At 46.5% G+C, this 15,437-nt stretch carries 12 protein-coding genes; 11 read left to right on the plus strand and 1 reads right to left on the minus strand.

Annotated elements, in window-relative coordinates:
- The first annotated feature begins 21 nt into the window (after positions 1–21).
- From MHI45_RS30545 to MHI45_RS30595, 11 genes are all read left to right on the plus strand, one after another.
- Positions 22–1,959, plus strand: a complete 1,938-nt coding sequence (locus tag MHI45_RS30545; RefSeq protein WP_076113162.1) for an alpha-amylase — start codon at positions 22–24, stop codon at positions 1,957–1,959.
- A 19-nt stretch (positions 1,960–1,978) separates the two neighbouring features.
- Entirely contained in the window at positions 1,979–3,121 is a 1,143-nt protein-coding gene (locus MHI45_RS30550) for a sugar ABC transporter substrate-binding protein (RefSeq protein WP_076113163.1), read from the plus strand.
- 24 nt (positions 3,122–3,145) lie between these two features.
- The gene (locus MHI45_RS30555; protein ID WP_076113164.1) at positions 3,146–3,805 is read left to right on the plus strand and encodes a RibD family protein; all 660 of its coding nucleotides are present in this window, start codon (positions 3,146–3,148) and stop codon (positions 3,803–3,805) included.
- A gap of 21 nt (positions 3,806–3,826) precedes the next feature.
- Positions 3,827–5,188, plus strand: coding sequence for an MATE family efflux transporter (locus tag MHI45_RS30560; protein WP_076113165.1), 1,362 nt, complete (start codon positions 3,827–3,829; stop codon positions 5,186–5,188).
- Positions 5,189–5,396: 208 nt separating this feature from the next.
- Positions 5,397–6,800 (plus strand): helix-turn-helix domain-containing protein, encoded by a 1,404-nt coding sequence (locus MHI45_RS30565; protein WP_439823186.1) that lies wholly within the window; start codon positions 5,397–5,399, stop codon positions 6,798–6,800.
- A 517-nt stretch (positions 6,801–7,317) separates the two neighbouring features.
- Entirely contained in the window at positions 7,318–8,406 is a 1,089-nt protein-coding gene (gene tnpB / locus MHI45_RS30570; RefSeq protein ID WP_341118528.1) for an IS200/IS605 family element RNA-guided endonuclease TnpB, read from the plus strand.
- Between the two features lie 538 nt (positions 8,407–8,944).
- Complete coding sequence (locus MHI45_RS30575) at positions 8,945–10,012, plus strand: glycosyltransferase (RefSeq protein ID WP_076112190.1); 1,068 nt, start codon at positions 8,945–8,947, stop codon at positions 10,010–10,012.
- 25 nt (positions 10,013–10,037) lie between these two features.
- Positions 10,038–10,610, plus strand: a complete 573-nt coding sequence (locus tag MHI45_RS30580; protein ID WP_076112192.1) for a GNAT family N-acetyltransferase — start codon at positions 10,038–10,040, stop codon at positions 10,608–10,610.
- Between the two features lie 307 nt (positions 10,611–10,917).
- Positions 10,918–11,772 (plus strand): carbohydrate ABC transporter permease, encoded by an 855-nt coding sequence (locus tag MHI45_RS30585; RefSeq protein WP_438496546.1) that lies wholly within the window; start codon positions 10,918–10,920, stop codon positions 11,770–11,772.
- Positions 11,769–12,593, plus strand: coding sequence for a carbohydrate ABC transporter permease (locus tag MHI45_RS30590; RefSeq protein WP_076112193.1), 825 nt, complete (start codon positions 11,769–11,771; stop codon positions 12,591–12,593). Before MHI45_RS30585 ends, MHI45_RS30590 begins: the two co-directional genes overlap by 4 nt.
- Positions 12,594–12,702: 109 nt before the next feature.
- A complete protein-coding gene (locus MHI45_RS30595; protein ID WP_076112195.1) occupies positions 12,703–14,085 on the plus strand; it encodes an ABC transporter substrate-binding protein in 1,383 nt (460 codons plus the stop codon).
- Positions 14,086–14,361: 276 nt separating this feature from the next.
- Here the strand turns inward: MHI45_RS30595 and MHI45_RS30600 are convergent, their stop codons facing one another.
- Positions 14,362–15,342, minus strand: coding sequence for a phosphotransferase enzyme family protein (locus MHI45_RS30600; RefSeq protein WP_076112197.1), 981 nt, complete (start codon positions 15,340–15,342; stop codon positions 14,362–14,364).
- Positions 15,343–15,437 lie beyond the last annotated feature (95 nt).

Raw genomic sequence — 15,437 nt, forward strand, 5'->3', positions numbered from 1 at the left:
TTTCATAGGGAGATGCGCTCAATGATCAGACAGGACGAAAGAATAAACCGGATGCTTGAATATTTTGCTGGCTGCCAATTTAAAAAAGTGGAACCCATCTGGATACCCGCTTTGTGGAACGAGTGCGGCTATTTGTCAGCCTTGGATAACAAGGATGGCGAAATTCTCGTTGATCCGGCAGGGTTTATGGTTAAGCATCTGCAGTACTTGCTTGAGTTGTCTTCGGGTTATGTCAATATCGACCAGACAGATTTAGATAATAGTGTCATCTATTGCTCCTTGCTCCGTTATACCTCAGCCTGGGATTATAACCATACCGGAAATATCCAATCCGGAACGTTTCTGAAATTTATGATTCTGTTGCCAATGCTAAAAAAAATGAATGTCAATATCCTGTACTTGCTGCCTGTAACCCAGTACAGCCATTTGAATCTCAAGGGAGATATTGGTTCGCCGTATGCCGTGTACAGCCTGTTTGATTTAGATGAGAATTTACATGATTCGTTGCTGGACGGTATGGAGAACCTGACCATCCATGATGAGCTGGCGACCTTGGTTGAGGCCTGCCATTTGCTGGATATCAAAGTAGTCCTTGATTTAATTCCGCGGGTGAGTGCAAGAGATAATGTTTTTTTGGCAGAACACCCGGAATGGTTTTACTGGATTGATCTTAATGTGCTGCCGGGATTCCAGCCGCCGAAAATCGCCGAATTGGAGTTCTTCGCCGAATGCACACCTGATAAGCTGGAAACCATTTACCGCAGCGAAGAAACCTTGGTTTTTCTGAATCAATTCCGTCTGCCGCCGAATGAACTGGATGCAGCCCTTTGGAGTGACCTCAAACGGCGCGCGCTTGAGTCAGGAGAATCCATATTGCCGATGATCGAACGTGAGATGGGGATTACCCCGGCCCCCGCACATTCGGATTGGATTAATGATGTTCAGCCAATCTGGACAGATGTTGCCTTCTTTCGCCTGTACAATGATGCCTCTCCATTGGTCCGCTCTTATTTACCTGAAGGACAGCCGCCATACGTACTCTTTGATACGATCAAGTGTAATGTATACCCGGGAGAGGAGCCGAACCGGGAATTGTGGAACACGCTGATAGAGGCTGCTTCTTTCCAACTGAACACTTATAACATTGATGGTTTCCGGATGGATATTGGACACACGCTCCCGGTTCCCTTACAGGAATCTATGTTCAAGGTGATTAAAGATATTAAGCCAACAGCGATTCTGATCAGTGAGGATTTATTCAATCGAAACCACCGTGAAGCGGCAAGAACCGGATACAATGTGATGTTAGGCAGCGGGTGGAACATCATGACCGATATCCGTGTCGAACGTTTGGAGGAGTACCTGCGGGAACTTCCGGAGTTGCAGATCCACGTATTTGCCTGCTCGGAAACGGCGGATACTCCAAGAATTACAAGCCGGGGCGGGGTGGAGCTGGCCCGTCTCATGACGGTGTTCAATTATTTCCTTCCGAACGGAATCCCCTATCTGACTACAGGAATGGAAGTATATGAGGAGCAGCCGCTCAATTGCGGTCTCGGGGACAATACCGGCGGTGCAGATATTCCAAAAGCTTTTTTCAATACCATGACGATCAATTGGACTAATGAATCCACATTGCTGCCGCTCCTGGAGCAATTAAAGCAGATAAAGAGACAATACTCTAATCTGCTGAAGCCAACGAACTTTTATCTTTCCGATTCACAAGGCGATATCATGATCTACTCTTACTATTTGAAAGATGAGCTGTTCAGTGTTTGTTTTAATTTGAACCCGGAAAAAGAGCAGACATTAAAGACTGAACTTATCTATCCGGGGGCTAAAAAGACAAATCTGCTGATAGAAAGCGAACAGGGCGGATGGAACAAGCCTGGCAGTGAAGAAACCTATGAGATGCGGCCTTATCAGGCGCTCGTACTTTTAATGGAACTGATCAAATGACCAAGGAGGAAGGACTGCTATGGACAAACAAACCGTGCAGCAACAGCAACTGAATATCTGGCATGAATTCGATGGGAAGGGAGATACCTCCATAGAGGTGTTGGAGCAGCTCTGCCGTCAGTATAGCTCTGAATTCGGCGTTCCCGTTATTCCGAAAGTCATGAATATCTCCATACTGACCGCTGGCTTGCAGCAGGTAAAAACTGCCGGGGCTGGTCCGCAAATGGCGCTGGTTCCAGCAGATATGGCCGGCTATGGGGAAGCAGCCATGTACTCGGAGATTCCAGAGAAATTCTGGTCCATGTCCGGTTCCACTGATAAGGATATCCGTTACTCCATGCGGTCGAGCGACAGACAGTATGGTATTCCTATTCTGAAAGGCAATCATCTGGTGCTTTATTGCAACTCGGAAATCTATCCGGAGGCTCCAGCTTCGTGGGAAGCGATTGAACAACAGGCGGAGGAGCTCATGGCTAAAGGAATTGTTCCGGTCGCTTCTGATCTGGCGGACCCGTATTGCTTTATCCCATTCCTGACTGCATTTGGAGGCTGGCCGCTGAAGGATGGGAAACCCGATTTGTCAACTCCGGAAATGGAAGCGGCCCTGCGGTTTGTTCAGCGGCAAACGGCCCAAGGGGTGCTTGGCAGTTTTCACGGTTCAACTGAACTTCTGGACCGTTTTATCGCCGGAGAGATTGGTGCCATCATTTGCGGGGAATGGATTTACAATTATTTAGACCTTCATATGAGAGACAGATTGCTTGTAGGTGCGCTGCCGACTATTATTGGCAACCCGGCAGTCTCGATGGCTTCGTCCATCGGTCTGGTATTTCCGCAGAATTCGTTGGAATCGGAGCAAGCGGACGAGCTTCTATCATTTGCCGCTTATCTGCTGAGTGAAAGCAGTCAACGGGAATGGGCGGAGCGGGTACAGCGGATTCCAGTGCATACCGGGGTGTTGGAGGACATCAGGGTTACCGCCTCGCCGGTCAGGGCTAAATTAATTTCCTGCCTTGAAAGTGCGCGTAACATGCCGATTGAGCCGGTTATGAGGGATGTCTGGGATGCCATCTCCGCAGGTTTAAAACATTTATCACAAGAAGACGCCGCGAGATTATTGGTGTTAATGGAAGAGCATGTGAGCAGCAGCAGCAATCAATAAACTCTATTGAGAAGAGGGAAAACCATGAAAACAACTATTTTTAGCCAAGTGTCAATCGACGGAAAGCTTACTTTAGGTGCGGGGCAGTCCAGCAAACAGTTGTTCAGTATGTTCGAGGAACCTGATATTCAATACATTCATAAATTCAGGGGTTTAGTTGACGCTATCATGGTAGGGAAAAATACCATACAAAATGATGATCCGATGCTGACAAACCGGTATGAGGAGAATAATAACCCGCTGAGGATTATCCCCACCTCACATATGGATATTTCGCTGGACAGCCATGTTTTTGCCGACAACGGCAGAACGCTGATCGTTACCACTGAAAATGGCCAGGATCCTGAGAAGATAAGTATTTTGAAGGACAGGAACAAAGAGGTGTTAATCTGCGGAGAGGACAAAGTAGATTTTGTGAATTTGTTCCGTGAATTGGAGGAGAGCTACAACGTGCACAGCATTATGATAGAGGGCGGCGGTTTTCTAAACTGGAATGTATTTGACCAGGGTTTAGTAGATGAAATCATCTTAATGCAGCTGCCGATTATTATCGGAGGCGAGACCAATATAACGCTTGTTGACGGCAAGGGATATAATGACCTGAGCTTTGCAAAGAAGTTCAAGGTTGTCGAAGTTCTCCCGCAAAAAAACTATACACTGCTTCGTTATCAGAAGGCTGTATGACGACGATGGGAGGGCCCGGTAATGTTAAAAGATTCAAAGGCGGATTTTTATAGCAATATCTATAAAATAGCAATTCCTGTAACTCTGCAAAGCCTGATTATGGCACTGCTAACCTTAACCGATCAGCTGATGGTCGGACAACTCGGCGATGTGGCCGTTGCTTCTGTAGGCATCTCCATAAAAATATACGGGATTATAACTGTAGTATTGGCCGGACTGGCGACAGGAGTATCCATTTATGCCGCACAGTTCTGGGGGAAGAAGGATGAGAGAAGCACAGCGCAGCTGCTGGGATTAGGACTGCTTCTAGGGATGGGCATCTCGATTATTTTCACGTTGCCCATTCATTTCTTCCCGCAATTCAGTCTCAGCTTATTTACTAAGGACCAGCGGCTGATCACAGAGGGGTCCGGTTTTCTGAAAGTGATCTCTCTGAGTTATATTCCGGTCATGCTGACGATGATCTATTCCGCTATATTGCGTGCTACAGGACATGTGAAGCTCCCTATGATAACCAGCATAGCTGCAGTGTGTATTAATATTATACTTAACTATCTGCTAATTTTCGGGAAATTCGGCTTTCCGGAATGGGGGTTAAAAGGAGCAGCCATTGCTACACTTATCGCCCGCTTGTTTGAATGCTGCTTTATCATCGCAGCTGCCTATAAGCTTCGTCTTCCCGGAGCAACCCATATCCGTGACTGGTTCGGGGCATCCGGGACGCTTCTTGGGAAGTTCCTTCGCACTACGTATCCGATCGTATTGACCGAGCTGATTTGGGTGCTGGGTGAAACTGTGTACGCCATTATTTACAGCCGGATGGGAACTTCTGAAATAACCGCGATGACGATAACCTATCCGCTTCAGAGCTTAAGTATCGGTTTATTATCCGGGCTCTCTAGCGCGGCCGGCATCATGATTGGGAATAAGCTGGGGGCCGACGAGCAAGATGCGGCACTGGATTTTTCCAAGCGGTTCATTAAGCTGGGTATCCTGGTTTCCCTTGGAATCGGCGTGTTGATTGCCGTATTTGCGCCTTTGTATGTATCTATCTTTCAGGTGTCAGAGGAAGCGCATCTCATGGGAACCCGCCTGGTTTGGGTATTCGCTGCATTCCTGTGGGTAAAGGTTGCCAACATGATATTGGCGGGCGGCATTCTCAACAGCGGCGGTGACAGCAAGTTTGTATTCGCGATGGAATCCACTGCGACATGGCTGATCGGTGTCCCTTCCGGATTATTAATGTCATTTGTCTGGAAACAACCTGTATTTCTGGTGTACATGATATTGTCCATGGAAGAAGTGGTTAGACTTAGCATTGGACTGATACGAATATACTCCAGAAAATGGATGAAAAATTTGGTTGCTGACATATCTGCATAAGAAGGAATGGATGCGGGGGAGAGATCCCCCGTCTTGCTTTATTGCAATACAATGGAAACCGAATTGCCAAAAAAAACAGATTACCATTATACACGATGATGCCAAAACTATGAAATATATATTTCAATTGACCAACGGTAAAACTATGGTTATATTTGTAATATAATAAAATTTCTCTCATATGTTGCTACGAGTTGATTCTTAAGGAGTGGTTTACTTGATAGCTACAACCACGATCCGCAGCGAGTTGGATAACCTCATGAAACAAAAAGGCTGGAATATGAGTAATCTGGGTAGAACCATCGGTATAAATGTAGGATCTATAAGCTCCATATTAAAGGGCAATAAGGTAATGAGCGTGGATCAGGTTGACAGGGTGACCGCGGTGCTTTCGTTGCCTGCGGGTTATTTTTACGAAAACTATATTCAGGAAAGCATGATAGAAGCGACGCCTAATTGGCGAAGAATTGGCCCGTTTCTTTACCGCTGCGCAGAACTAAATAAACTGGATTGTGTTCTGAAGACGGTTACTATTCTTCTGGAGGAATTAACCTACGCACCCTTACTCTTTGATGTTGCCAATGATTTTTTCAAGAGAAACTGGAATGACTCTGCCGCGATTCTGTATGATAATGTAGCCAGATGTGAAATCCGCCAGCATTCCGAACGTTTGGCCTTCTGTCAATACCGTCTCTTCACGCTTAGCATTGGAGATGACCAAATTCAGAACTTTAAGGCGGCCTGTCAGTTTGAACCTTTTGTCGAACGTTTGGATGAGAAGGATCAGCTGGATGCACTTAAAGATTTAGCGAATATCTACCGTTCTTTACGGCGGTGGGACAAGGTTGAGGAGCTTGCCCAGGAGATGGGCCGGAAGGCCCGGATACAGTATTTTAGCAAACACCGCAAAGAAGAAAGAATGCAAGAGGACTTGGCAACCAGCCTACCGCTCTTTGTATACATAGCCTATTCGAACCTGCTTCTTGCAAGTGTATGGGACGCCAGAGGGGATTTTCAGCAAGCCTTGGAATGCACCTATGCTTATGCCGATCTTAGTTGGGTCAAAGAGACGGACCCTGAGACGTTACATTGGATTGAATTATTCCAGCATTGGGCACAGGCAAATTCTTATGTTAACAAGCTGATGGCTGGGGACCAGAGTGTGCTTCCCGATTATGTTGCACTCATTGAAGGAAAAAAAGAAATTTTCGCAGAACTTCTGAATATCATGGAAGCGGCTAACTGCTACGATATTAATGTTGATTATATTTTGGAGAAATTTGAGTCCCAGATTCTCTTCTATGAATATGACCTGAATTCTGATTTGTACACGCAACAAGTCATTCCTGAACAAATTGCCAGGTTGTACTATCAGATGTCAAAATACTATTTTAATAAAGGAATGTATTCACAAGGATTTGATTATCTTTTTGAATCTTTGGAAAAATATACTACAAAAAACAATAATAATGCTATAATAAATTGTGTAGGCTTATTTGAGAGTTTTAAAGAATATGCGCTGCCTGAAACATTGACTCAGTATCAAAAATTTATTCAAAGGGTGTGGGAAAAAAATGAAAAAGAAGCTGATCTCTATATTGGTAGCTACTAGCTTTTTAGCAATTTTGTTCTTACCGATTGTGTCCTCTAACCATTCACGGATTGTAGTGCTTGGTGAACAGATTGGCGGATGTTAATCAAGCTGCTATATCACAGTTTTGAGCAATTTGATTCGATCCAATAGTCGTCATTTTCATTGCACTTCCCTTGCAGCTATTGATTCTTTCAAGCACGTATCTTTAAAGTTCTCTTTCATATTTCAGTCTACATATTCGTCTTAGCCATCACCGGATGAAATTGAAAGCCGTTCTTCCCATATCAGGGTTGGACGGTTTTTATTTGTAAAAATATACTATAAATAAAAATTTATGATTAACTAATCGAGCAGGCTTATTAAGGAGTTTTAAGGATTCTGCGTTGCCTGAATCACTGACACAGTATCATAAATTTATCTTCAAAAGCCGAAAAGACTCCGACCTCTATAGGCGGAGATGAATCGGCGGTTTTCAACTATTCAACGAACGTATGTGCTATACTGTAAGAAAATACTATAAAAGGGGGTGTCGAACATGATCGTTCATCAAGCGTATAAATACCGCATCTACCCGAATACCGGGCAACAGCAACTCATTCGTCGAATGTTTGGCTGCTGCCGCTTTGTGTTCAATCATTTCCTGGAAGAGTGGAACCAAACCTATGCCGAGACAGGCAAAGGGTTGTCATATCAGACCTGTGCGACACAGCTCCCTGTCCTAAAAACCCAATATGACTGGCTCAAAGAAGTCGATAGTATTGCTTTACAGTCCGCCGTTCGGCATGTGGCAGATAGCTTTGACCGCTTTTTCAAAAAGCAAAATCAAGCGCCTCGCTTCAAAAGCCGGAAGCATCCAGTACAAAGCTACACCACGAAATTCACGAACGGAAATATCGCCATTGAAGGCAACCGATTGAAGCTTCCCAAGCTCGGCTGGATGCGTTTCGCCAACTCCCGGAAGCTGGAGGGTCGTATACTGTCCGCTACGGTACGGCAAAACGCCAGCGATAAGTATTTTGTCTCCCTGGTTTGCGAGGTCGAAAAGACCCCACTCCCACAAGCAGATGCACATATCGGCATTGACTTGGGGCTTAAGGAATATGCTGTGTGCTCAAGCGGCGAGCATTTTGCCAACCCCAGGTTTTACCGTCAATACGAGAAAAAGCTTGCGCTGTGGCAGCGGCGTTTGGCAAGACGCACACCAGGGGGCTCCAACTGGAAGAAAGCCAAGCAACACATTGCTCGTATTCACGAACACATTGCAAATTCCCGGAACGATTTTCTCCACAAGATGACAACGAAGCTGATCCGTGAGTGCCAAACGATCAGTATCGAACATCTGCATGTGGCGAATATGATTCAAAATCCCAAACTTTCCAAGTCCATCGCTGATGCGTCCTGGGGCGAATGGGTGCGACAACTGACGTATAAAGCATCCTGGTATGGACGAACCCTCCGGGTTGCTGACACCTTCGAGCCGACCAGTCAGCAGTGCCACGTATGCGGCACAATCCATCCCGAAGTGAAGAACCTCTCGATTCGAGAATGGACATGTGTAGCTTGCGGAACACACCATGATCGGGATGAAAATGCGGCTCATAATATCAAACAGGTAGCGGTATAGCAATTACCTATAAAAATAAAACGTAGAACTGCGAGAAAGCAGGGATCGCTTGCCCAAAAGAGGAGGTTGCTCCTCTGTTCGCAAGAATCCACCCCTTCAAGCGTCAGCTAAGTGGTGGAGATTCAATTTTGCCGGTGTTGCCTTCAAATCCGTCTCATTTTGTAATCCTTAATGATCAAGTTGGAGGAGCATAATCAGGCTGTCACTTCCCTTGGAACTGTTGAATTCGAGTACCCGTCTTTAATATCTCTTCTATTTTTTGAGCCTACATAACCTCTGAGTATCCGGCAGATTGTTCGAGAACTGTCCTTCCCTTGCAGGGAGGGCAGTTTTTTGATTTACAGATGTAATCAGAATATATTGATAATACTGTATAATTTTTGATATATTATGAAGGAAGATTTTGGATTGGTTTGATAATGGTGCAGCTTGGTCATGGCTTGTAAGTGGTTCTCCATGTTTCTCCTTGCTTTGATGCCGGTTTTGTAAGCTTCTGTTTCATGAAGTCACATTAACCCAACCACTAGGAGGTTGCCAAATGAGAATCGCTATTGTCAGCAATAAACGTTCCGGATTAGGCGGAATGGAGGCGGTATTTAGAACCGTGATGCAGGAGCTTGTCCGAAATCAGGATGAGGTCAAGATGTTTCTTATGGGCGGATCGCTGGACAAGAATTGGCTGCGTGATTTGGATTGTGTGGAGATCGGAGATCAGCGTACGGACAATGCCTTAAGACGGCGGTATAGCTTCACACTTCCGCTATTCTGGGAAATTAGTCAGTATCAGCCGGATGTGATTATCGGATGTGATCCCAATGTGGTCTGCTATTGCAAATGGATGACGAGAATATTGAACCGGAAGATTCCTGTTGGCAGTTGGGTGCATAATGAACTGTCTACGATCTGGAAGGTGCAGCTGCTGAAATACGCCGATTTCCATCTGTCGATCAGCAATGGGATTGCCGAGCAGATTCAAGCGGTGGTTGGCAGTGAAGCCCAGGGTAAGATCTTCGTCACCCACAACCCGGTTGATGTAGAAGTGCTGGAGGTCGCACGGCCGGAGGTTCCAACCTTTCTGTACATCGGCAGGCTGGAGAATAGGCAAAAACGTGTGAGAGATTTAATTGATTCCCTTGCCAAACTGGAGGGAGAATGGAAGGCGATCATTGTTGGAGATGGACCGGACCGGGATGAAGTATACAACCTGGCGCAATCATATGGTATCAACGATCGTCTGGAATGGCTCGGCTGGAAGAAGAATCCTTGGGCGGAAATTCCCCGAGCTTCAGCGCTGGTTCTGACCTCCAACTTCGAAGGGTTCCCGCTGGTGCTGCTGGAGGCTATGGCCCGGGGCATTCCATGTCTGAGTACGGATTGCCAGCATGGACCTGCGGAAATTGTTATTCCTGAGGGCAACGGCTGGCTGGTTTCTGTCGGGGATGTGGAAGGGATGGCCGGGATTATGCAGCTTATCGTAGATCAGCCGGAACACCTGCCCGATCCGCAATTCGTCAAAGAATCGGTTAATAAATTTAGTATCACAAATGTAGTCGATAACATCAGAGGTATTATCGAGCAGCAATTGCAGATGAAGGTCTCTTCATAATCAAAGCAGCAAAGGGTGAGGGTTAATGGAAGTTTTGGAAACGTTGCGTTTAGTGCTTAGGAGATTCAGAGCGGAAGATGGGCAGGACCTGCATGAATATCTTTCCTGTGAAGAGGTTGTAGAATATGAGCCTTATGGTGTTTACAATGAAGAAGACAGCCATGCTGAGGCGGTGAGACGTTCCACGGATCAGGCATTTTGGGCTGTGTGCCTCAAGGATTCAGGCAAAGTAATTGGCAACTTATACTTTCAGGAGCAGCAACCGCAGGAGTTTCAGACTTGGGAGATCGGCTACGTGTTCAACCGTGAGTATCAGGGCTGCGGCTATGCGGCTGAAGCCTGCCGCACATTGCTGGAGTACGGCTTCAATACTCTAGGAATTAGACGGGTAACCGCCCATTGCGATCCGCGGAATACACCATCCTGGCGGCTGCTCGAACGGCTGAAGCTGCGGCGGGAGGGGCACTTTCTCCAGACGGGCTATTTTAAAACCGATGAACAAGGTATGCCGAAATGGCATGATACTTTTGCCTATGGTGTGCTAGGTAAGGAATGGCTGAATCTGAATCAGGAGAAAGCGGCGGAACAACAAGTGTAAGCAAAGACCTTCTTGAGAAATCGAGGAGGTCTTTTTTTGTATAAATAGTTGAGATAATTTATCTCTCCGTTTACAAAATTTATATAATTTTAACGCTGGCTTGCCATCCTCCTGATGCTGCGTTGACATCCAAGCTTTACACTTGCAGAGGTAGTAAGAAGATAAAAGCGGACTGTTAGGTCATTAGGAGGCTTCCATTTTGAGTGAACTAGAGAATTCATTAACCCTGCCTGCAAGAGAAAAAGCGGCATCGGCTGGAATTCCCTTACGGCCGGCATATTTAAGCAAGCTGAAGGTTCAGGAGAATATGCTTGCCTACCTGTTCCTGGCTCCTTCGTTGCTGCTGTTCGGTGTGTTTTTATTCTATCCGTTGCTGAAATCCGTATATTTAAGTCTGCATAGTACGGACCCGGCGGGACGAATCGCAGCGTATGTCGGCTTTGATAATTTCAATGCCCTTTTCACTTCAGGACTATTTCTGGACGGTATCCGGGTGACGGCGCTGTTTGCCCTCCTGACGGTCCCGACCGGCCTGCTGCTTGCACTTGTGCTCGCGGCGCTTACCCACAATCAGCTGCGCGGCAAACGGCTGTTCCAGTTCGCCTTCTCTTTGCCCATGGTGCTGTCTGTTGGATCGGCGGCAGTGATCTGGAAATTTCTGTTTCATCCCACGCTGGGTATGCTGAATTATTTGCTGGAGCTTGCCGGAATGACGCCGGTGGCGTGGCTGGTGAATCCGGATACCGCGCTGCTGTCTATCTCATTAATGACGGTATGGATGAATCTCGGGTTCAATTACATCATCCTGTCGAGCGGAATGCAGGGCATTTCGGACGAAATCTATGAGAGTGCCAGAATTGACGGAGCGGGAGCAGTCACGGTATTTCGCAAGATCACCCTGCCTCTGCTATCCCCGACCTTGTTTTTCGTACTCGTGGTTTCGATCATTAGTGCCTTCCAGGCGTTTGGCCAGATCAATATTTTAACCGCCGGCGGACCGATGAACAGTACCAACGTGTTTGTATACTCCATCTACCGTGAGGCCTTTGTCAACTTCCGCTTCGGAACGGGCAGCGCCCAAGCACTGATGCTGTTTTTGGTTATTATGCTGCTGACGCTGATCCAGTTCAAATGGGTGGAAAGGAAAGTGCACTATCAATGAAAAAGCCAAAAGCAGGACAAGTACTTACCTACTGTGTGCTCACTGTGGTGGCGGCACTGGTATTGTATCCCGTATTCTACAGCTTCTTCATGGCCGTTATGGCCCCGGAAGAGGCCAGCGCTTATCCGCCGTCCATCGTTCCGCATTCCTTTCATCCGGAGAACTTTAGCGAAGTGTTCGATATTATTCCGATCGCCACCTTTATTGGCAATACCTTTCTGGTATCCGGCATTGTCATGATCGGCCAATTGATCACCGCTAGTCTCGCAGCATATGCCTTCGCTCAAATGAATTTCAAAGGGAAATCACTGATGTTCAGCCTGTTCGTGGCCACGATGATGGTTCCTTGGGAAGTGACGATGATTCCCAATTATTTGACTGTACGCAGCCTGAATTGGCTGGATACCTACCAGGGCCTGACCATACCTTTTCTGGCGACGGCCTTTGGCACCTTCCTGCTGCGGCAGTTCTTTATGCAGCTGCCCAAAGAGCTGTTTGAGGCAGCCAAAATCGACGGCTGCGGACATATTCGCTACTTTCTGTTTCATATGCTGCCGCTCTCCAGACCGGCACTGGGCACCTTGGCTGTCTACTCTTTTCTGAACATGTACAATTCCTATCTCTGGCCGCTGCTTGTTACGAACAGCAAACCGATGCGGACGGTGCAGATCGGAATCTCCATGCTTGAATTTCAGGAATCGACCTCGTGGAATCTGGTATTTGCCGGAATCACACTGGCCATTCTGCCTTCGCTGCTGCTGCTGGTATTCGGGCTGAAGCAGCTTGTCCGGGGCATGGCGGCCGGTGCACTGAAGGGATAAGTGATAGGATGCGCAGAGCTAAAAGCTAGTCAGCTGCTTATTGCAGATGATGAATACGTATATAGCTTCTTCAATCCAAATTATAGGGGAAAAGGGAGAGATACTTAGAATGAAACGATTCAAACAAGGTATGGTTCCATTGCTTGCGAGCCTGATGCTGGTTCTTGCTGCCTGCGGCAACAATTCAAATGCAGATGAGAACAATAATGCAGCCGGCAGCACCTCCTCAGGCAGCGATGGGGAAGTCAGTGCCGCTGCCGCTCCGGTAAAACTCAGCTGGTGGCATTCTATGTCCGGTGCGGGTGAAAAAGCGATTAATCAGATTGTCTCCGACTTCAATGCCAGCCAGACCGGCATCGAGGTGGAAGCGGTGTACCAGGGTAAATATGATGAAAGCTTGAACAAGCTGAAAGCCTCCATCGGCTCGAACAGCGGACCGGATCTGATCCAGGTCTATGAAATCGGCAGCAAGTTTATGATTGATTCGAAGATGATCACACCGGTGCAGCAGTTTATCGACCAGGACGGTTTTGATCTGTCAGGTCTGGAACCCAACATTATCCGATACTATACGATTGACGATAAGTTAAATGCGATGCCGTTCAATACGTCCAATCCGATTCTTTATTATAATAAAGATGCTTTCAAAGCAGCAGGACTTGATCCAGAGAACCCGCCTAAGACATTTGAGGAATTCGAAGCCGCTGCCAAAGCATTAAGCAAAGACGGTAAAGCCGGAGCGACAATTGCCATCTACGGCTGGTTCATGGAGCAGCTGTTTGCCAATCAGAACGCTGATTATGTTAATAACGGCAATGGGCGCGACGCCGCTGCCACAGAATCGCTGCTGGCTTCGGATGCCGGTGTAAGCACACTGGAATGGTGGAAAAAGATGGTCGACGATAAAGTAGTCGCCAATCTGGGACGGGACACAGATGATACGGACAGCGCGTTCGCCGCAGGTCAGGTAGCGATGACACTGAACTCTACGGCTTCGCTGCGCAATATGGTAGAGGCGGCTGGCGGCAAATTCGAAGTCGGCACAGGTTTCCTGCCGAAACCTGCCTCGGCGAAGGACGGCGGAGTGATTGTCGGAGGAGCCAGCCTGTATATTATGAACAACAAACCGGAAGCGCAGCAGAAGGCGGCATGGGAATTTATCAAATATGTGGCCTCGCCGGAGGTTCAGGCAAAATGGAGTGTAAGCACCGGGTACTTCCCGATTAACAAGGCTGCTTATGAGCAGCAGGTGCTCAAGGATAATATGGTGAAATATCCGCAGTTCCAGACTGCTGTTGACCAGCTTCATGCTTCGAGTGCTTCAGCGGCGACCTCGGGTGCGGTAATGGGCGTATTCCCCGAAGCACGCCAGATTGTTGAAGGTGCGATTGAAGAAGCGCTGAACGGACAAAAAGAGCCTAAACAGGCGCTGGAGGATGCCGGCAAACAGATTACCGAGAAAATCGGCCAGTACAATGCTACGGTGAAGTAGAAATCCGAAGTCAATGAATGGGGCTGCAATAGACAGCTGAAGTGGAAGCCGGGCAGATGCCCGGCCTCTTTTTTGAAATATAAGAATTTTTATGCTTCACGCTATAAATTATCCTTCTATTTCTCGCTGAAACGGATACCGTCCTTTTGAGGACGGCGAAGCCGTTTCCACTTGTTATATAAGGAATTAGATGTTCCACATTAAATGATCCTTAAATAAAGGATTAAACGACCCAACAATAGTAATAGCGGAGGCTATGGATGAACAAAGGGTGGCCTATAATTGTATATCGCAACCATCAAATCTCTGACCAGATTGAATAAGATTTATGGCTTGGGTAATTGCAGTTTGCTGAAATTCAGACAGGCGACTCTCATCTCCGTCCCAGCTATTTAGCCACCAGAAGTATGAGCATATATTCCTATAGTCCATGAACATAGGAATCTGCTTAACCCAATAGGTATCTAAGTCATTATGCTTGAAGTAGCCTGTTAAAAATTCATCCAAGAATCGTTTTGCAAATTCATTTTTAGATTTTCGGTCCTCGGCCGGAGACCCCCACCACACGGCATGAGTTGCCGCAATTGCAATATCCAGCGCAAACCAGCCGTATATACTGTCATCAAAATCAAAAACCGTAATGTCATCATTGTTGATATGAAAATTATAGGGATGAAAATCGTTGTGGATCAATCCATACGATTGAGCATCTTTAGGCAGGGAAGCGATCGTATTCTCCAGAGATTTCAACTTTTTAAGCAGGATATGATATCGGCCTTGTTGTAAATAAGGGTTATCCATATTCCATGTTCCCCAGTCATCTCTTTGTACAGCATCATCTGCAGCCTTATAGGATTTTGTGAGCAGATGCATTCTTCCCATGGTTTCTCCCCATTTATTGAATATCGGGGGGCCCCACAGATTGTTTTTATCAAAAAAACGTCCAGATGCCATATGGAAAGCTGTAGCAATATAACATTGATTCTGCTCTCTGTAAACAGCAACGAATTGTTGATCCGAGGTTTGGATTGGCAATGAGGCATGCACGCCGCTCTGCGCCAAATAATATACCCAATCCACTTCGGCTTTTATTTTTTCCACATATGCAGGAGGTTTCTCAGATAATCGTAAGATGCAGAGTTGATTGTTTTTGGAAAACCGGTACACCTCATTACAAGAATTGCTAAGGAAAACCAATGTATCAACTTCAAACCCAAAGGATTCTGCAGCTCTGCCTAACAGTTCTTTACTTACCATAATGAACCTCATCTCTTCAGCAATTCCCGGCCGGGTATAACCTCAGACTAACCGTATTTTCAAATAAAATATAGACTTATAGTTTTCTATCAAAT

The organism is Paenibacillus sp. FSL H3-0321 (assembly GCF_038002865.1).
Taxonomy (GTDB): domain Bacteria; phylum Bacillota; class Bacilli; order Paenibacillales; family Paenibacillaceae; genus Paenibacillus_AQ.